The organism is Nocardia sp. NPDC003963, assembly GCF_053605105.1.
The window spans coordinates 143,826-162,204 of sequence record NZ_JBSGIP010000001.1; the positions used below are offsets into that span (position 1 = coordinate 143,826).

The 18,379-nt window shown below is 67.8% G+C and carries 16 protein-coding genes; 11 read left to right on the forward strand and 5 right to left on the reverse strand.

Annotated elements, in window-relative coordinates:
• The first annotated feature begins 101 nt into the window (after positions 1–101).
• The 9 genes from ACWEWT_RS00665 to thpD all read left to right on the forward strand — a co-directional run bounded on the left by ACWEWT_RS00665 (position 102) and on the right by thpD (position 8,458).
• Positions 102–1,475, forward strand: coding sequence for an FAD-dependent oxidoreductase (locus ACWEWT_RS00665; RefSeq protein WP_452554735.1), 1,374 nt, complete (start codon positions 102–104; stop codon positions 1,473–1,475).
• Between the two features lie 142 nt (positions 1,476–1,617).
• A complete protein-coding gene (locus tag ACWEWT_RS00670; protein ID WP_452554737.1) occupies positions 1,618–2,727 on the forward strand; it encodes a PP2C family protein-serine/threonine phosphatase in 1,110 nt (369 codons plus the stop codon).
• Positions 2,728–2,940: 213 nt separating this feature from the next.
• Positions 2,941–3,246, forward strand: a complete 306-nt coding sequence (locus ACWEWT_RS00675) for a hypothetical protein (protein ID WP_452554739.1) — start codon at positions 2,941–2,943, stop codon at positions 3,244–3,246.
• Between the two features lie 161 nt (positions 3,247–3,407).
• The gene (locus ACWEWT_RS00680) at positions 3,408–4,118 is read left to right on the forward strand and encodes a response regulator transcription factor (RefSeq protein ID WP_452554741.1); all 711 of its coding nucleotides are present in this window, start codon (positions 3,408–3,410) and stop codon (positions 4,116–4,118) included.
• Between the two features lie 3 nt (positions 4,119–4,121).
• Entirely contained in the window at positions 4,122–5,183 is a 1,062-nt protein-coding gene (locus tag ACWEWT_RS00685; RefSeq protein ID WP_452554743.1) for a HAMP domain-containing sensor histidine kinase, read from the forward strand.
• Positions 5,184–5,389: 206 nt separating this feature from the next.
• Entirely contained in the window at positions 5,390–5,905 is a 516-nt protein-coding gene (gene ectA / locus ACWEWT_RS00690) for a diaminobutyrate acetyltransferase (RefSeq protein ID WP_452554745.1), read from the forward strand.
• Complete coding sequence (ectB, locus tag ACWEWT_RS00695) at positions 5,902–7,161, forward strand: diaminobutyrate--2-oxoglutarate transaminase (protein WP_452554747.1); 1,260 nt, start codon at positions 5,902–5,904, stop codon at positions 7,159–7,161. Before ectA ends, ectB begins: the two co-directional genes overlap by 4 nt.
• A 13-nt stretch (positions 7,162–7,174) precedes the next feature.
• Positions 7,175–7,570, forward strand: a complete 396-nt coding sequence (locus ACWEWT_RS00700; RefSeq protein WP_452554749.1) for an ectoine synthase — start codon at positions 7,175–7,177, stop codon at positions 7,568–7,570.
• An 18-nt stretch (positions 7,571–7,588) separates the two neighbouring features.
• Positions 7,589–8,458, forward strand: a complete 870-nt coding sequence (thpD, locus tag ACWEWT_RS00705) for an ectoine hydroxylase (protein WP_452554751.1) — start codon at positions 7,589–7,591, stop codon at positions 8,456–8,458.
• Positions 8,459–8,525: 67 nt separating this feature from the next.
• Here thpD and erm read toward each other — a convergent pair whose 3' ends face one another.
• From erm to ACWEWT_RS00720, 3 genes are all read right to left on the reverse strand, one after another.
• Positions 8,526–9,362: a 23S ribosomal RNA methyltransferase Erm gene (gene erm / locus ACWEWT_RS00710; RefSeq protein ID WP_452554753.1), complete on the reverse strand. Its 837-nt coding sequence runs from the start codon at positions 9,360–9,362 to the stop codon at positions 8,526–8,528.
• Positions 9,363–9,732: 370 nt separating this feature from the next.
• Complete coding sequence (locus ACWEWT_RS00715) at positions 9,733–11,223, reverse strand: MFS transporter (RefSeq protein WP_452554755.1); 1,491 nt, start codon at positions 11,221–11,223, stop codon at positions 9,733–9,735.
• 121 nt (positions 11,224–11,344) lie between these two features.
• Entirely contained in the window at positions 11,345–13,015 is a 1,671-nt protein-coding gene (locus tag ACWEWT_RS00720) for a hypothetical protein (RefSeq protein ID WP_452554756.1), read from the reverse strand.
• 416 nt (positions 13,016–13,431) lie between these two features.
• Between ACWEWT_RS00720 and ACWEWT_RS00725 the strand changes: the two genes are divergently transcribed.
• Both ACWEWT_RS00725 and ACWEWT_RS00730 read left to right on the forward strand, forming a co-directional pair.
• On the forward strand, positions 13,432–13,608 hold the full coding sequence (locus ACWEWT_RS00725) for a hypothetical protein (protein ID WP_452554758.1): 177 nt from the start codon (positions 13,432–13,434) through the stop codon (positions 13,606–13,608).
• A 255-nt stretch (positions 13,609–13,863) separates the two neighbouring features.
• Positions 13,864–15,471, forward strand: a complete 1,608-nt coding sequence (locus ACWEWT_RS00730) for an alkaline phosphatase D family protein (RefSeq protein ID WP_452554760.1) — start codon at positions 13,864–13,866, stop codon at positions 15,469–15,471.
• A gap of 16 nt (positions 15,472–15,487) precedes the next feature.
• Here ACWEWT_RS00730 and ACWEWT_RS00735 read toward each other — a convergent pair whose 3' ends face one another.
• Entirely contained in the window at positions 15,488–16,744 is a 1,257-nt protein-coding gene (locus ACWEWT_RS00735) for a cytochrome P450 (protein ID WP_452554762.1), read from the reverse strand.
• Between the two features lie 291 nt (positions 16,745–17,035).
• On the reverse strand, positions 17,036–18,358 hold the full coding sequence (locus ACWEWT_RS00740; RefSeq protein WP_452554763.1) for a PucR family transcriptional regulator: 1,323 nt from the start codon (positions 18,356–18,358) through the stop codon (positions 17,036–17,038).
• Positions 18,359–18,379: the final 21 nt, after the last annotated feature.

Here is an 18,379-nt window from a genome sequence, read left to right on the forward strand (position 1 = left end):
CGGTGGCGGCCTCGCCGGTCCCCGGGTGTTCCGACGGCGGGCAGAACCGGCGGGGGTGCCGGCACGGCTGCTCCGCTGCCCCGGCTGGGTAGTTTGATCTCATGACCGAGCGGTTGGTGATCGTCGGCGGTGACGCGACCGGAATGTCCGCGGCCGCGCAGGCGCGGCGTTTCCGGGAGGCGTCGGAGCTGGAGATCGTGGTGTTCGAACGCGGACATTTCACCTCCTACTCCGCCTGCGGAATCCCGTACTGGGTGGGCGGGCACGTGCGGGAGCGCGATCACCTGATCGCGCGCACCCCCGCGGAACACCGGGCCCGCGGAATCGATGTGCGCCTACGCAACGAGGTGGTCGAACTCGATGTGGCCGCAGGCCGGCTGCGCAGCCGGGACCTGGCCACGGGCATGGAAACCTGGACCGGTTACGACGACCTCGTCCTCGCGACCGGGGCCCGGCCCATCCGGCCGGCGGTGCCCGGTATCGACGCGCCCGGAGTGCACGGCGTGCAGACCCTGGACGACGGCGAGGCGCTCATCGCCGCGCTCGCGGCCGGTACCGGCCGGCGGGCGGTGGTCGTCGGGGCCGGGTATATCGGCGTGGAAATGGCCGAGGCATTGATCCGCCGCGGATACGAAGTCACCATCGTGCACAGCGGCGCGCAGCCGATGTCGACACTGGATCCGGATATGGGTGCGCTGGTGCGCGACGCCCTGTGCGGTATGGGTGTCACCGTGATCGGCGACAGCGCGGTCGCCGAGATCCGTACCGGGGACGACGGCCGCGCCCGCGCCGTGGTGGCCGCCGGACGCGAGTATCCCGCGGATGTGGTGGTCCTGGGGACGGGCGTGGTCCCGGAGACGGCGCTCGCCGCCGCCGCCGGGTTGCCGCTCGGGGACCACGGCGGATTGCTCACGGATTCGGCCATGCGGGTGACCGGGCACGAGAACATCTGGGCGGGCGGGGATTGTGTGGAAGTGCTGGACCTGGTGTCCGGGATGCGCAGGCATATCGCGCTCGGTACCCACGCGAACAAACACGGTCAGATCATCGGCGCCAATATCGGCGGTGGGTACGCGACGTTCCCGGGCGCGGTCGGTACCGCGGTCAGCAAGGTCTGCGACCTCGAGGTGGCGCGAACAGGGTTGCGGGAGAAGGATGCCCGTGCCGCGGGCCTGCAGTACGTCACGGCCACCATCGAATCCACCAGCCGCGCCGGATACCTCCCGGACGCACCACCGATGACGGTGAAGATGCTGGCCGAACGCCTGACCGGCCGATTGCTGGGCGTGCAGATCGTCGGCCGCGAGGGTGCCGGTAAACGGGTCGATATCGCGGCGGTGGCCCTGACCGCGCGAATGACGGTGGTGCAGATGACGACACTCGATCTGGGCTACGCGCCACCTTTCTCGCCGGTATGGGATCCGGTGCTGGTGGCGGCGCGCAAAGCGGTGCGCGCGGTGGGGGAGCGCGGGTGAACTCGCCCGTCGGTGTACCGCGTACTATCGTCCATCGTCAGCACGGAACGGGTCGAACGAAGGGGGGCGGTGTGCGGACCCGAGATATCCGGAATATCCGGATTCGCGAGCACCGGAAACTACTCATGAATATGGCGGCCGGATGAACCCTGACGCGAACGCCGGAGGCGCCGACCCGGCGGAACTTCTCGACGCGGTGACCGAACCGGTGCCGCGCGTCCGGGAAACGCTCGATACCCGTCGCCGCGCCGCGGCCGCGGAGGCCACCGTCCCCCGGCAACTGCTGGCGTCCGGTATCCATCGTGTCGCGCTGCCGGACGACGAGTTCGCCGAAGTGGTCTGTGTGAACTGCGGAACGCAGAGCCGGGGCCCCCGATGCCCCACCTGCGAACACCCGCATCGTGTCCAGGATCGGTTCGAGGCCGATCTGGGTGTCGTGGGCCTGGTGACCGATCGCGGAATCCTGCACGCGCGCAACGAGGACGCCGTGGCGGCCGCGGTCGTGCCGGACGACAGCGGGCAGCCCGAGACCATTGTGCTGGTGGTCTGTGACGGAGTCTCTTCCTCGCCGGATCCGCAGGCCGCCTCGGGGACCGCGGTACGGACCGGGGTGGACGCGTGTCTGTCGGCGCTGGCCGGAGATCGCACCGCCGAGGAAGCCACGGCCGCGGGTATGGCCGCGGCGTCGGAGGCGGTCCGTAATCTGGTCGGGCCGGACGGGGACGCGCCGTCGTGCACCTACGTCTCGGCCATCGTGCAGACCGAACCCGGCGGCCGGATCTCGATCACCGTGTCGAATATCGGCGATAGTCGCGCCTACTGGCTGGCGACCGGTGAACGGCCCCCCGAACAGCCGGCCCGGCCCGGTCATCCGGGACTGCTCGCCGGCGCGCAGAAGCTCACCGTGGACGACTCCTGGGCGCAGACCCTGGTCGAGGCCGGGGCCATGGACGAGAAGGCGGCGATGGCCGACCCCCGGGCGCACACCCTGATGCGCTGGCTGGGCGCCGACGCCGGTCAGCAGCCCTGGTCCGCGGACAGTATCCGTACCTACTACACGGATACTCCCGGCGTGCTGCTGCTGTGCACCGATGGGCTGTGGAACTATCTGCCCGGTGCGCCCGATCTGGCTCGGCGTGCGCTCGGTGTGCCGATCACGGAAGGGGCGCGGGCGCTCGTGGACTACGCCGTCGTCTGTGGTGGCAGCGATAACATCACGGTCGCGCTGACACCGATTTCCGGCGGCGGATGACCCGCTGAACCGTCTCGGCAACTTCTGGGCAACAGGCTGATCGTCCCGTCCCGTCACACGGGCTGCGTCGGCTCCGGTAGCGAACTCGGCGAATTCTCGGTATCCGCTGTGTTTGCAAAAGTGCGAAGGCGGGTACAAGACGGAAAAGCCGGTGCGGATACCGAAGGTCGTACCGGGGCGAGCACGCACGCACCTACCGCAAGGAGGTTCGTCATGAAGGGTGGCCTGTCCGCCGCTCCCGGAACAAGCATGGTCACCACGAACCACGAGGTCATCCGCCAGTGGGCCCAGCGGCGTGGTGCCAATCCGGCGACGACACCCGGCAGTCAGTACGACGGGGAAGTGGGCGTCCTACGTCTGGACTTCCCGCACTACGGTGGCGCCGTCCTGCAGCCGGTCAGCTGGGCCGACTGGTTCGCCACCTTCGACGCGCGGAAATTGCTCTTCCGATACCAGGAGATGCGCTCCGACGGAATGCCCAGCAACTTCTTCCGCTTGGAGCCCGCGGACGCAATCTGAATGTGAGGCATTTCACTCTGGGGGTTTATCCGGCAGGCCTTCCGGCTACTCGTATAACCGAAAGGTTGCTCGAGTAAACTGAGTAGCGGGCTGTCGCGTCGGTACGGGGATGCGAAAACCCGCACCGCGGCACGCCACGTGCGTCTGCAAGGGATTGAATATTGAGCGCGAACCTGATGATCGTGGAAGACGACGACCGGGTCCGGGGCGCTTTGCGCCTGGCCATGGAGGACGAGGGCTACGACGTCGCGGAGGCCGAGGAAGCCGAGGCCGCGCTCACTCATCTCCGCACGATCGGCGTGCCCGATGTGATGATCGTCGACCTCATGCTCGGCGGTATGGACGGGTTCACCTGTATCCGCGAGATCCGTCGCGATCACGACGTCCCGATCATCGTGGTGAGCGCCCGTGACGATACCCACGATGTGGTGGCCGCCCTCGAGGCCGGCGCCGACGATTTCGTCACCAAACCCTTCGAGATCAAGGAGATCACCGCCCGGATGCGGGCGCTGCGCCGGCGGGCCCGGCTCTCGGTGGAGCGGGATATGCCCATCGAGGTGGTGCTCGACGCCGATCCCGATTCGCCACTGATCCTGTCACCCGATGGCGGCGCGGTGCGCCGCGGCGACGAGGCGATCAACCTCACCATCACCGAGTTCCGGCTGCTGTGCGAACTCGCCGAGGTGCCCGGTCGCGTCCTCAGCCGGGACGTCCTGCTCGAGCGGGTCTGGGACCGCGGATTCTTCGGCGACGAACGTATCGTCGATGTCCATATGCGCAGGTTGCGCACCAAAATCGAGCGGGATCCGTCCGACCCGCGGATCGTGGTCACCGTCCGTGGCCTCGGTTACCGGCTGGACGTGCAGCGCTAAGTCATGGGCAGCGCGACGAGCGCCACCCGGATCGGCCTCGATTCGGGTGGCTGGAGCCTGCGCAGCCGGGTGACTACCGCATTCGCGGTGTCCTCCGGTCTGATGGCGCTGGCCCTGGTCCTCGGGGTGTTCGCCGTCATCAGCGATGAGAGCCGCACCTTCAGCGATCGGATCCAGCACCGGCCCGTGCTGTTGCTGGGATGCGCGATGGTCGCGGCTCTGGTCGGTGCCGCCGTCGGTGTATGGGTGAGTCGTAGGATGCTCAAACCGCTCCACGATGTCGCTGCGGCAGCGGCGCTGATCGCCGCCGGTGAGCTGGACACACGCCTGCCGCACAGCAACGACCAGGATCTCGCCAGCACGGTGGATTCGTTCAATCGAATGGTCGAATCGCTCCAGCGGCGGATCGACCGGGAACACCGGCTCTTCGGTGATGTCAGTCACGAATTGCGCACCCCCCTCACCACGCTGACCACAGCGGTGGATGTACTGAATCGGTACCGCGAGGACATGCCGTCGCGTTCGCGCCGCGCACTGGATCTCGTGAGTGCGGAGGTCGACCACCTACGGCGGCTGCTCGACGATCTACTGGCCCTGGCCAGAGTGGAGGCCGGTATGCACCATGGTGACGCCGACCCGGTGTCGGTGGGTGACCTGGTCGCGCACACGCTGCACGACAGCCGCCGTCCGGCGGAACTGCTGGAGGTCCGGGAGGACGCCACCGTGCGGGGCCGCAAGCTCGAACTCGAACGTGCGGTGGTGAACCTGTTGAAGAACGCCGACCGGCACGGCGGGGGCGCGGTCGCGGTGACGGTGCGCCGTGACGGCGGCGACGCCGTCGTGGAGGTGGACGACGCGGGGCCCGGTGTCGCGCCGGCGGATCGCGAGCGTATTTTCGAGCGTTTCGCCACGTCGCGTACCGGCCGTCGCGCCGCCGCCGGCGGAACGGGTATCGGCTTGGCGCTGGTCGCCGAAACAGTAGCCACTCACCACGGCCGGGTGGAATGTGACGAGCGTCCCGGTGGGGGAGCACGTTTCATCATCCGGCTTCCGGTTATTCAATAGGAGGGTCACTTAACAAGCCTGTAACACGATCGTAAAGAACTCGACCAGGCCAGCTCAATGTCGATTCGCGAGCCTGGAAAAGTACTGCAAGCACACATCGGAGATGTATGCCTTTACACACTGAGTCAACGCAGACCGCCGGTGCCGCCGGCACCGGCTCGACCACTTCGTCCGCCGCTACCGATGCGGAGCCCGCCAGTACCGGCGTGCTCTTTCGGGCACCGCGGATCACCGACGCCTCGCGACTGTGGCAGATCGCCGACGAGTCGCAGGTTCTGGATGTCAATTCGAGCTATGCCTACCTGCTGTGGTGCCGCGATTTCGCCGCCACATCGGTGGTCGTCGAGAGCGAAGGCCGAGTCGTCGGATTCGTGACCGGCTATTCGAGACCCGAAGCGCCCGGCACCCTGTTCGTATGGCAGGTCGCCGTGGACGCCGACCAGCGTGGCCGCGGCCTGGGGGTCGCCATGCTGGACTGGCTGGTTTCCACCGTCACCGCGCCCGGCCATCCGGCCGGCGGCGCCGTCGAGGCGCTGGAAACCACCGTTTCCCCCGACAATCCTGCCTCGATCGCCATGTTCGCCTCACTGGCTCGCCGCCGTGGCGCCGAAATGGTGCGCAGCGAACTGTTCGAACCGGATGTTTTCCCGGACAGTCACGCAGCCGAGGACCTTTACCATATTTCCCCGATCGCCCGTAAAACCGAAAGGGATCACTCATGATTGCCGCCGAACCGACGATCTTCGACGAAATCGAATCGAATGTCCGCGGCTACTGCCGTTCCTGGCCGACGGTCTTCGAGACCGCGCAGGGTGCATGGTTGCGTGATGAGTCCGGTCGGGATTTTCTCGATTTCTTCGCGGGGGCGGGCGCGCTGAACTACGGCCACAACAACCCGATCCTGAAATCCGCATTGATCGACTACATCGCGGGCGACGGAATCACGCACGGCCTGGATATGTCGACGGTGGCGAAGCGCAAGCTGCTGGAAACCGTCCGCGATACCCTGCTGGCTCCCCGCGGTTTGAATTACAAGGTGCAGTTCCCCGGTCCGACCGGTGCCAACGCGGTCGAGGCCGCGCTCAAACTGGCGCGTAAAGTGACCGGTCGCCAGACCATCCTGAGCTTCACCAACGCATTCCACGGGATGACGCTGGGCGCACTATCGGTGACGGGTAACGCCATGAAGCGCGCGGGCGCCGGTGTCCCGCTCAACCATGCCACCCCGATGCCCTACGACGGCTACTTCGACGGCACCACCACCGACTTCCTGTGGATGGAGCGGGTGCTCGACGATTCGTCGTCCGGCCTGGACCGCCCGGCCGCCGTCATCGTGGAAACCGTGCAGGGCGAGGGCGGGGTGAACCTGGCCCGTGACGAATGGTTGCGGCATCTGGCCTCGCTGTGCGCGGCCCGCGGCATTCTGCTCATCGTCGACGATGTCCAGATGGGTTGTGGCCGTACCGGCCCGTTCTTCTCCTTCGAATCGGCCGGTATCACCCCCGATATCGTGACCCTGTCCAAGTCGATCGGCGGTTACGGCCTGCCGATGGCGCTGGTGCTGTTCAAGCCCGAGCACGACGTGTGGTCACCCGGTGAGCACAACGGCACTTTCCGCGGTAACAATCCGTCTTTTGTGACCGCGCAGGTGGCGCTCGAGCACTATTGGTCCGATGATGTACTGGAGAAGTCCACCCTCACCAAGGGGAAGCGGGTGGCCACGGCACTCGACGAGATCGCCGTGGCCGTTCCGGGCGTGTCCACTCGGGGCCGCGGCCTTGTGCACGGGTTGGTCTTCGACGACGCCTCGCAGGCCGGGAAGGTGTGCCAGGTCGCGTTCGACCGTGGGCTGCTGACCGAGACTTCGGGCGCGTCCGACGAGGTCGTCAAACTGCTGCCGCCGCTGACCATCGCCGATGACGAACTCGATCAGGGTCTGCACATTCTGAGCGACGCCGTCGAAACCGTTTGCAGCTGAAAGGGAACATCAGATGATCGTGCGCACCACCGAAGAAATCACCGGCACCGACAGGGACGTGGGTGCCGAGGATTGGCGTAGCAAACGGATCGTGCTGGGCGGTGATGGTGTGGGGTTCTCGTTCCACGAGACCACCATCAAGGCCGGTACCACCCACGTCTTCCACTATCAGAACCATGTGGAAGCGGTCTGGCTGGTCGAGGGTGAAGGCACCCTCACCGACCTGACGAACGACCGCACCTACGAATTGGCCCCCGGCACCATGTATCTGCTGAACGGGCACGAGAAGCACGAGGTGCGGACACGGACACGGATGCGGATGCTGTGCGTGTTCAATCCTCCTGTCACGGGGCAGGAGGTGCACGACGAGAACGGCGTTTATCCGTTGATCGCCGTTCCGGCCGACTGAGAGGAAGGACGAACGACGTTGGTAGACAATCGGATCGATCGCTATCCGACCAGAACCGCGGATCGCCGGCTGCTGCAGGAGCGGCACGACGCGACCGTATGGGGCCGGATCGGCAACGCGGAGCTGGCTGCGTTCGATACCGACGGTTTCGCAATAATGGATCGCTTGCTGGCCCCGGAGGAAGTGGCCGAGTACGCCGCCGAGATCGACCGGCTGGCAAGCGATCCGGATTTGCGGGGTGACAACCGGCTCATCGTGGAGAAATCGTCGCAGCGAGTGCGCTCGGTGTTCGAAGTGCACAAACTGAGTCCGGCGGTGGCGGAGCTGGTGCGGGACGCCCGGGTCGTGGACCTGGCCCGGCAGGTACTGGGCTCGGATGTGTACATCCACCAGAGCCGGGTCAATTACCTGCCCGGATTCGGCACCGGTTTCTACTGGCACTCCGATTTCGAGACGTGGCACGCCGAAGACGGTATGCCTTCGCCTCGGGCGGTGAGCCTGTCCATCGCGTTGACCGACAACTACCCGTACAACGGCAGCCTGATGGTGATGCCGGGGTCGCACTGGACGTACGTGCCGTGTCAGGGCGCGACGCCGGCGGACAACTATCGGGAGTCGTTGCGCGAGCAGGAAGTCGGGGTGCCGAGCCGGGCCGATATCACCGATCTGGCTCATAAGTACGGGATAACCCAGTTCACCGGTGCGGCCGGTTCGGCGCTGCTGTTCGACTCCAACATCATGCACGCGTCGGGCAACAACATCACGCCGTTCCCGCGGTCGAATATCTTCCTGGTGTTCAACAGTGTGGAGAACACTCTGGAGGAACCTTTCGCCGCGCCGGGCCGGCGACCGGTCTATATCGCCGATCGCGAGTTCACGCCGGTGTAGACGGGGCATTCGCCCAGGGCGACGGGGACGAATCCAGCGCGGGTTCGTCCCCGTCGTCGTGCCCGGGTCAGCGACCCGGCGTACCGGCTCCGGGGCCGGCCGGATCCGTTTCGTGCAGCTGTCGATAGAGGACGAGCCACGCGTCCGGCGGTACCAGGCCCACGGGAACATCGTTCGCTATCCCGGCGGCCGCGCAGGCCGAGTTCACCCGGCGTGCGGAGTGCGCGCGGCGCAGCGAGGCGGCGAGTGAACCGCCGAGTCCGGAGAAACCCAGTTCCACCGTGTGTCGGTACCGGGCGCGTTCGCCGGCCGGCAGCAGCGGAGCGGGACGCCGGATTATCTGCAGGATCGCGCCGTCGACCCGGGGGACCGGAAAGAATTCCCGGCGGTCGATCCGCGCGCCGAGCGCGAATACCGATTCCGGCCAGTGCGTAACAGTGAGTTTGGTCCACCGCCCGTAGTCGCCGCTGTGTTTACGCGCGAACTCGTACTGGGTGAGCAGGGTGGCCGAGGTGAGTCGCGGCGCGGCCAGGCACCAGCGCAGAATATCGGTACTGACCGCGAACGGGATGTTGGCCACGACGGCGAACGGTTCCCGCGGTGCGGTGACCGTACGGAAATCCTGGTTCCGCACCTGGATACGCCGATCGCCGGAATAGCGCACAGCGAGTCGGCGGGCGTAGTGCGGATCCTTCTCGTAGGCGACCACGCGCGCGGCCGCGGGCAGGAGATGGCGGGTGAGCATACCGTCACCGGGCCCTATCTCCAGGACGAGATCGTCGCGGCCGATACCGGAGGCCCGCACGATACGGCGGGCGATCCGGGGGTCGGTGAGGAAATTCTGGGACAGCCGCTTGCGGGTCGCGGATACGCGGGCACGCGGACCCGGGGCAGTGCGGGACATGGGGGTCCTCCGAGGAGTGGGCCGAATCGAAAGAGGCTGATTCGCCCGGACCCGTGCCGGGGCAGCAGGCGGCGCGCGAACGCGTCGCGTGGTCGCGACGGCGCCGGCTCGATGGAGCCGACGCCGATTCACGGCCGAACGGTCCCGCGAAGGGGACGGTTCGGCCGGATCAGCGGAGTGCGGGGTGCACCGGCAGAGTCCGAGCTGCCGTGCGCGGCCGGAGGTAGTACGCGCCGATCGCGCACACCCCGTTGCACAGAGTTCCCATATCGGCACACTCTAGGCGGGCCGTCTCGGCCGGTCCACCGATTTTCGTGTCCGGGCCGGTGCGATCGCCGGGCCCGGTACGGAGTTCGCCACGTCCCGGGACCTATCCCGCCGCCTGGGGGCACAGTTCGGTGCTCGGATCCGCGGTGGCCGCCGCCGGGTCCGAATCTTTCCCGGACCCGATCTCCCCGACGGGTCGCGCACTGCCCGCGGTTTGCCCGGCCGTCGCGCCGCCTTCGCGATAACTCCGGCTCAAGCGCCGGTAGTAACTGCTCCCCAGTGCGAAACCGGTGAACAGCAGACCCAGAATGCCGAGCAGTACGAATACCAGCGCCATACCGCGGGCTTCGCCGGTGCCGAACCAGCCACCGATCCAGCGCGCGCCGGACCCGTCGGTCATGAACGGGATGAAGAAGAACTGGGTCAGCGGGCTGAGCAGGAAGGCGGTCAGCGGCGATGCCGCCTGTTCGACGCTCTGGGCGAATCCGAAGACCCGGCCCTGTCGCTGATAGGGCACGACCTTCTGCAGTACCGTCTGCTCGGCCGCCTCCGCGAAGGGCATGAGCATCATGAAGACGGCCATTCCACCGATCAGCAGCAGCGCGGAGTCCTGGATCGGGAACACCAGCATCACCGCCCACAGCGCGAGATTGATCAGCAGGATCAAGCGCACCGGGTTCGAGGAGGTTCCGGTGCGTGCCACCAGGAGGCCGCCGATGATCATCACGCCGCTGAGCACGCCCCAGACGACGCCCCAGATCTGTACCGACATCATCGACAACGCGTAGGGATCCATCAGTGCCATGAGCCCGCCGAACAACAGATTGTTCAGCGCGGAGAAGACGATGAGCGGGACCATCCCGGGTATCGAACGGACGACGCGGACGGTTCCGCGCAGGTCGACGCGCTGGGGTTCACCCGCGGCCGCGGCCTGGGCCAGCGACTCCGGCAGTGTCAATCCGCGCAGGTGCGCCACCGCGACGGCCGGTACGACAACGGCCAGGATCAGCACACCCAGCATGCCGTTCCACCCCACCAGCAGGGCGCTGGCCACCGAGGTGATCAGATGGGAGACACCGGTCGTCGTTCCGACCAGTCCGTTGGCCCGGTCGCGGACCCGTTCGTCGAACATGGCGGTCACCATGGTGGGTAGCGCGATCGTGCGCAGACTTCCGGCGATCACGCCGGTCATCACGAGGACTACGAACATCCACAGCCGTACACTCGCCGGGTCTCGCCATACCTCCGCCGGGGTGATCGCGTAGCAGGCCAGCGCGAGCGTGTAGATCCCCAGCGAGACCAGGGCGGATACCTGCATCACGCTCTTCTTGCGGTGGTGGTCGACGATACTGCCGAACCACACTCCGGTACCGGCCATGGCGACCAGGAAGATCCCGGCGATCATTCCGGTGGCGAATACCGAACGGGTCTCCAGGTATACGAAGAATGTGATGCCGAACCAGACCGTGTAGTTGACGAAAGACACCAGGAGGACGTTCACCAGTAGATGCGCGAAGGTCCGGACCGTACGGTCGCTGAGATCGAGACGGTCCGCGGGTTCGGCGACGGTTCGCCGGGGGGTTTCCATAGTCATGAACTCAACAACCTCGACAATGGTTCAGGTCAAGGGGTGACCTGCCGGAAGATTCACCACCTTTGACCACCGAGGTCGCCGAAAATGATCGCTGTTCGAAAAAACGTTGTGTAGCCGCTGGTCACAGCTCCGCGGTCGGTAGTGCGTACGAGTCCGTGGTCTGGGCGGCGTTGGCGATCACCTCTTCGGCGACGGCCTGGGTGCGCCACATCCGCGCCTCGGGTATCGCGCCACGGTGTTCCAGCAGATCGGCGAGGCCGGCCATGGCCTGGATCTGCCGGCGCCCGGCCGCCACCCGCCACCACCGTTCGGCGGCCTCCAGCTCGTCGTGCCGGTAATAGAGTTCGCCCAGGTCATAGGTGGCGCCGAGATGTCCGGCGTGGGCGGCTTCGGCCCACAACCGCGCAGCCTGCTCGTCGTCGCCGCCCGCGTGACAGGCGGCACCGCGACTGTGCAGCCGATCCGGGCTCTCCGGGGTGGGCTCACTCCCGACGGTGGGTTGCGGTGCGAGCGAACCGTCGGCGACGGTATCGGCCACCGACAGGCTCGCGGTGGTGGATTCGTCCGGCAGTTCGTAGCGTGCGGCGCGCGGAGCGGCGAAATAGGCGGCGGGCAGTGGGAATACAGTCCGGCTGTCGCCGGTGAGCGATATCCGGGGCGGCTCCGGGCCGTAATCCGGCAGGTCTTCGCCGCTGATCACCGGGACGAGGCCGGTCTGGTCCGGGGCCGCGGCCCAGCCGTGGACCCCGGCGAGGTCTCGGTCCGCGACCTCTTCCAGTGTCCGGGTGTACCACTGATCCGGACCGGTGAGCAGGGTCGCCGGATCGGAGTCCTCGAGCTCGGGTAGATCATCGGCTACCGGGTCGTCGAAGAGGGACGAGTAGTCGAGGAATTCGTCCGGGCTGTCCGGGGATTCGACGAGGAGATCGGGTTCCTCGGCGTGTCGAGTGCGCAGGACCAGGTCCGCGAGACTGCACGGATAACCCTCCGGTTCGACGGCGTCTTCCACCGGAGCTTCGGGGACCCCGCCGGGCCACGCCCCGTGCCGTCGCGGGCCGGCGGTCGGTGCGGCGGATGTGCCCGCGACGGCCGGACGCGGAATCGCCGCGTGCCCGGCCTCCGATGGGCCGGTGGGCACCGAGACCGACGGCACGACAACGGCTCCCGGAGTGAACAGACGCGGATGCGGATCCAGTGCGGTGCTGCGGACTTCCACCACCAGATCAGCGAAATGGGGCGGCCCCTCGCCCATACTGCACCACAGCACGGTGCGGTCGTTATCGGTGCGTTCGACGACGATTCCGTAGTTCCCGGACCATGATCGCGGTTCACCCGCGGCGTCTGCCCAGACCGGAGTCAGCGCGAAGAGCGCACCGGGGGCGGTCGCGGACAGATCGAAGGTGATTCCGCGCTCCAGGGCGTCGCGCCAGATATCGACACCGGCCAATCGCCGCTGGTCGATACCGATGTACCCGTCGACCATCGACAGGCCGATGCCGACGCCGGTCAGTCCGGCCGGTGGGGTGGCCGACAGCAGCGTGATCGTGAGTGCCGCTGCCGCGGTGGGCAACTGTTCGCTGTAGAGCGGGTGGACCGGCGTCCCTTCCCAGTCGATCGGCTCGGCGCTGCGGTAGCGGGCCGCCAGCGTCGGAGCGTCGGCATTCGACGCCGCCGGAGCGCCGCCGACGGGCGACTCGCCGAGTGGACCGTTCGTCAGCAACGGCGTGGCATCGAGGCGCAGCCGGCGGAGGTACCTCGGTAGTTGTCCGGCACGCGGTGCCGAAGCGGGCATATCAGCCTGCGACGGAACAACTCCGGTCGACGAAGATACCGGATCGAACATATCCTGCCCCGCCTTTCCCACCGCTCCCGTTGACCCCGCAGCAATGCGGTGGCTATACCGTACTAGCCGGATCCGCCGTGCGTGGGCCGATTCCGTGGGTGGCAACGCGTTCTGCTGTCGCGATATCGCGTTCCGGGTCGGGGACGGCGGGCGGATGCCGCTACTCGGTCCGGTATGCGTGGGTATCGAGGACGTAGGTCTCCGTGAATCCGGTCCGCCGGGTCGTAGTCCCGGCGATGATCCGGAGGCCGGCATCATATCCGCCGGGGTGCGTGCGCTCGTGACGATCGGTCGTGGGCGCGACACGGCCGGGCCGCGGCGCGGTGGTCAGCGGTTTCGCACGCACGTTCGATTATCATCCGGGGATGATCGAAGTCGGCGATACGGTGCGAATCGGTGCGTCCGGTGGGTCGCGGTTCGTTGTGCGTGAGGTCGAACCCGATGAAGGGCGCGCGGTGATCGAAGCCGTCGATTCCGCAGACGGCGGGTATCCGTTCTCGATGCCGCTGGATGCCCTGGTTCGAGTGGACTCCGAGGGCTGAGCCGGGCCTGCGCCCGGGCCGGATGAGCGGGCAAGTTATGTGTAACCGACGGTTACACATAACTCTGAGGTTTCGGAGCTGCGTGGAGGATGCCGCGAACCGGCGAATACGGTCACCTTACACGACGTACGAGTCGCTTCGCTCCGGTGGCCGCCCGGTCCCTGTCCGAGCGGCTCCGGCAACGCTCGTCCGATGGTCATCGGGGCGTCATCCGGGGGCCACGGGGTGGTCAGCCGAGTGCGGGATCCATGGAACATGGACATCACGCGCAGGCGTTTCCTGGCCGGTGGCGCCGCGGCGGCCGTGCTGTTCGCCGGGACCACCGCGGCGGGTAGCGCGCGGTTCCGGGCGCCGCGGCGACTCGGTGACCCGTTCACCCTGGGTGTGGCTTCGGGCGACCCCACACCGGACGGGGTGGTCCTCTGGACGAGGTTGGCGCCCGATCCCGGCGCCCCGGACGGATCGGGCGGGATGAATCGCGAACCGGTGACCGTCGACTACGAGGTCGCGCACGATGAGCAGTTCCGCCGGGTGGTGCGCCGCGGTTCGGTGCTCGCTGATCGCGCGCTGGGGCATTCGGTACATCCGGAAGTCGGTGGTCTGGAACCCGCGCGCTGGTATTACTACCGTTTCCGGGCCGGATCGGCGTTCTCCCCGGTCGGCCGGACCTGTACCGCACCGGCGCCCGGACACCGGCCCCGTCGATTGCGCTTCGCTTTCGCGTCCTGCCAGGCATGGAACGACGGTCATTACACGGCGTACGACCATATGGCCCGCGAGGACCTCGACCTCGTCGTGCATCTGGGTGATTACCTCTACGAGTATCCGATCGCCCGCGGCCGCAGCGGCACCACCGTCGAACCGGGATCACGGCACGAACCCCGGGACCTCGACGGCTATCGAATGCACTACGCGTGGTACAAATCCGATCCGGCGCTACGGCGCGCACATGCCGCCTTTCCGTGGCTGATCACCATGGATGATCACGAACTCGCCGACGACTGGGCCGGCGACACCCCGGGCGCATCCGTGGATCGCGATCTCGTGGCACCGATTTTCCGGGCCCGCCGGGCGGCGGCGTTCCAGGCGATGTACGAGCATCAGCCGCTGCGCCTGGCCCAGTTGCCGTCCGGGCCGCGGATCCGGTTGCACCGTCGCTACCGATTCGGTGAGTTGGCCGAGATCACCATGCTCGATACTCGCCAGTTCCGGCGCGGCGACTCGATTCTCGGTGCGTCTCAACGGGAGTGGCTGGTCGGCGGTTTCACGAAATCGCCGGCTCGCTGGCAGATCCTCGGTAATCAGGTGGTGCTCGGCCGCACCCATCATGCCGCGGCACCGGGAGTCCTGCTCTCCGAGGACACCTGGGACGGCTATCCCGCCGAGCGCGCCGCGGTACTGGCCGCGGCCGCACGGTCGGTGCGCAATCTGGTGGTGATCACCGGCGACCGGCACGAGAACTACGCCGCCGATCTGCGGGCCGATCCGGCCGATCCGCGGACACCGGTGGTGGCGGCGGAATTCACCGGTACCTCGATCACCAGCGGTGGCGACGGGATCGATATCGGGGGGCGCGGAGTCGAACTGCTCGCGGCCGATCCCGATCTGAAGTTCTTCAACGCGCAACGCGGATACGCCCGGGTCGAGGTGGACGAACAGCTGTGGCGCACCGATTTCCGGGTGCTGCCCTATGTGAGCCGCCCGGGCGCACCGATATCGACGCGCGCGTCGTACGTGGTCGAGGATGCGGTACCGGGAGTGCGTCCGGCCTGGGACCATCGGCGCCGACCGGTATCGGTCCGTACGGTTCGGCAGGCTCCGGACGGCCCGTCGAGTGGCGCGGACCAGCGGGACGCCCGGTGAACCAGGGCGCGTCGGCTCAGAAGACCGGAATGCCCCGGATCGGGGGGAAGGTGACCCGGAGTGCGGTGAGGGCGCGCCGGAAGGGGTTCGGCCGCCAGACCGGTTCGTCGGGACCGAACTCCGGGTGCAGGTCCGGTAGCGCGTCCAGCAGCTGGTCCACGGCCTCTTCGACGAGTAGGTAGGTGATCGAACGGGCCTGCGCCGGGCAAGCGTGCAGTCCCGCACCCCAGGCCAGGTTCGTATCGTGGGGCGGGTGATGGCCCACGGTTCGCTCGGGGTCGTCGTGACAGGCCGCGGGACTGACGAGTACCGGTTGATCGGCCGGCAGCCACACATCCTCGATGAGCACCGGGAGCGGGGGATAGACGATGCTGTGATGTGCCAGGGGTGGATCGGTGGCCAGCACCTCCTCCAACGCGGCCCGCGTCGGCGGTGCGAAACCCACCTGGTTGACCGTGAACCGCGGGTCGGTGAGTATCAGCAGCAGGGTATTGGCGACGAGATCGCGGGCCGGTTCGATTCCGGCCTGGTAGACGGCGAGTAGCTGATCGACGAGTTCTTCGTCGGACAATTGCGCCGGGTGCCCGATGAGCCGGGAGGTGAGGTCGTCCCCGGGTTCGGCGCGTTTCGTCGCGACGAGTTCGGCCAGCGTGGTTTCGGCGGCGGTGACGGCGTCCTCGTCGTTGCGCATATCGAACATGGCGGTGAGCGCCGGGACCAGGCGGTCGGCGAGAGGCAGTGGGCAGCCGGCCAGTTCGCCGAGTACCCGGAACACCAGCGGCGTGGCGTATCGGTCGATCAGGTCGGCGTCACCGTCGGCGCAGAATTCGTTGATCAGGCCGACCGCGGCTCGCGCGATCACCGAGCGCAACGAGTTCGGATCGACTCCCGCCAGCGCCGTTGCCGTGACGGCACGGTAGCGCTCGTGTTCGGAGTCGGTGGTCCGCAACGCGTTCGGCCGGTACCGCATCATCGCGACGATGGGCAGGCCGGCGGGTGCCTTCTGTTGCCAGGCGCGCGGGTCGGCCGGGAAATGGGTGGGATCGGCGAGAATGCGCGCGGCGGTGCGGTAGCCGAGAACCAGGGTCGCCGGCACACCCGGCGCCAGGTCCACCGGCGCCAGCGCGCCGTACCGGGCGCGCATCCGCTGATAGAAACCGTGCGGATCGGCGGCGAATTCCGCCGTGTAGATCGGGATCCGGGACCCACTGGAATCGGCGGCGGCGTGCCGGCCGTGTCTGTTCACCTGCTGCAGCCGGGTCGGCCCTGTCACTCGGAGTACCCCCTGAGCTCGTGTGCCCGCTCCATGGGCACGGCTATCGGCCGACGATAATGAGTTCCCTGCTCGAAAGGGCTCGGCCAGCGCACCTTTCGCTTCTGGCCAGAGATGATACCCAGGCGCTCGCGTGCGATGTGGACGAACCGCCGGGCGTGTCCGGACCGGCTGCCGGCCGCTGTGCGGGCTGCCCGGAGACCGGTCTCGGCGGTGGTCGCCGACCCCGTCATCGGGCCGGAATCGAGCGGTGCCGGCCGTACGCGCGGTGCCGCGTGGACGGTTCGGGTCTCAGAGTTCGCGGCCGGCCCGCCGGGTGGTGGCCCGGAGTTCGATGGCGACCAGCAGTTCCACCAGGTCGGTGACACTGCGGATATTGCGGCCGGTGAGCTGCTGGATCCGCCGCAGCCGGTACTTGGCGGTGTTGTGATGGATACGCAGGGCGTCGGCGGCCTCGCGCAGGTTCATATCGGCGGCGACGAAGGCGCGGATCGTATTCGCCAGAACGGCGCCTTTGGCCTGATCGTCGGTGAGCGTCCGGGCGATCCGCGGGTCGACGAGATTGCGCGCAGTCTCCCCGGAGCTCAGCACCAGATACCGGAAGGGGCTGAGCTCCGGCAGCGCCAGTACGCCGCCGTCGCCGGGGAGCAGCTCGAGCGCGGTCCGGGCCTCCTGCCACGCGCGGGGCAGATATCCGATCCCGGTGGTGACGGTGCTGATACCGAGGGCGGTCGGGATCCCCTCGCCGGCGAGGGAATCGTGGGTGCGCCGGAGCCGGGCGCACAGTTCCTCGATGGTTCCGGTGCGGCCGAGCCCGGCGACGGCGACGATTTCGGGGTCGGGGGCGCCGGGGTCGCGCACGACCGCCAGCGTGCGATATCCGTTGACCGCGGTCCGCGCCAGCGCGGCCGAGACCAGATGTGGTGCCTCGGTTTCGGAGGGCCGGCCGGCGTGAGGGTCCCGAGTGCCGCGCACTGTCCCGGTGACGACGACGAGGCGTTCGGTGCCGGCCGGTCCGATACCGTGCGCGGCCGCCGTCGCCAACAGCGGTCCGCGGTCGGGCACGGTCCCGGCGAGCAGATATTCCAGCAGGTCGCGGCCATCGCGTCCGGCCTCGGCCGACTGGTGCTGTTGATACTCCAGATAGGCGTGGGTGGCCTGGGTGCTCACCAGATCGCAGTACCGGGTCAGCGGCAGCACCATCGACAGTGTCGCCTCCCGGGCCGCCGGGGAGTCACCGGCATGGGAGACCAGCGATTTCCAGAACGACTGCTGGCCGAGTCGGAACGCGGTGATGTAATCGGTCAGCGGTAGTCCCGCCTGGGCCCGGCGCACCGCCGCGCGCCGGGTGGCGGTGAGATCCGCCGCGGTGACCCGGCGTTTGCCCAGGAGTGCGCCGAGCCCGGTGCGGCACAATCGGGCGACCTGTTCGTGGACGTCGGCGCGGAACTCGCCGTCGCGGCCGGCGTAGCCGGGGATCTGCGCGAGTATGGCGGAGCTGCCCGATTCGGCGACCTCCTCCGCGCGGTGGTAGATGCTGCCGACGATCCGGGCGCGTTCGGCGCGTACCCGTTCGGGGAGTGGATCTTCCACCGTCTGTGATCCGGCTGACATAGTCGGATGGTCCACGCCGAG

Bases quoted from the DNA above. Each gene is read 5' to 3' on its own strand.
- ACWEWT_RS00665 (WP_452554735.1), top strand. From the start codon at position 102: ATGACCGAGCGGTTGGTGATCGTCGGCGGTGACGCGACCGGAATGTCC.
- ACWEWT_RS00670 (WP_452554737.1), top strand. From the start codon at position 1,618: ATGAACCCTGACGCGAACGCCGGAGGCGCCGACCCGGCGGAACTTCTC.
- ACWEWT_RS00675 (WP_452554739.1), top strand. From the start codon at position 2,941: ATGAAGGGTGGCCTGTCCGCCGCTCCCGGAACAAGCATGGTCACCACG.
- ACWEWT_RS00685 (WP_452554743.1), top strand. From the start codon at position 4,122: ATGGGCAGCGCGACGAGCGCCACCCGGATCGGCCTCGATTCGGGTGGC.
- ectB (WP_452554747.1), top strand. From the start codon at position 5,902: ATGATTGCCGCCGAACCGACGATCTTCGACGAAATCGAATCGAATGTC.
- ACWEWT_RS00700 (WP_452554749.1), top strand. From the start codon at position 7,175: ATGATCGTGCGCACCACCGAAGAAATCACCGGCACCGACAGGGACGTG.
- erm (WP_452554753.1), bottom strand. From the start codon at position 9,362: ATGTCCCGCACTGCCCCGGGTCCGCGTGCCCGCGTATCCGCGACCCGC.
- ACWEWT_RS00715 (WP_452554755.1), bottom strand. From the start codon at position 11,223: ATGACTATGGAAACCCCCCGGCGAACCGTCGCCGAACCCGCGGACCGT.
- ACWEWT_RS00720 (WP_452554756.1), bottom strand. From the start codon at position 13,015: ATGCCCGCTTCGGCACCGCGTGCCGGACAACTACCGAGGTACCTCCGC.
- ACWEWT_RS00725 (WP_452554758.1), top strand. From the start codon at position 13,432: ATGATCGAAGTCGGCGATACGGTGCGAATCGGTGCGTCCGGTGGGTCG.
- ACWEWT_RS00730 (WP_452554760.1), top strand. From the start codon at position 13,864: ATGGACATCACGCGCAGGCGTTTCCTGGCCGGTGGCGCCGCGGCGGCC.
- ACWEWT_RS00740 (WP_452554763.1), bottom strand. From the start codon at position 18,358: ATGTCAGCCGGATCACAGACGGTGGAAGATCCACTCCCCGAACGGGTA.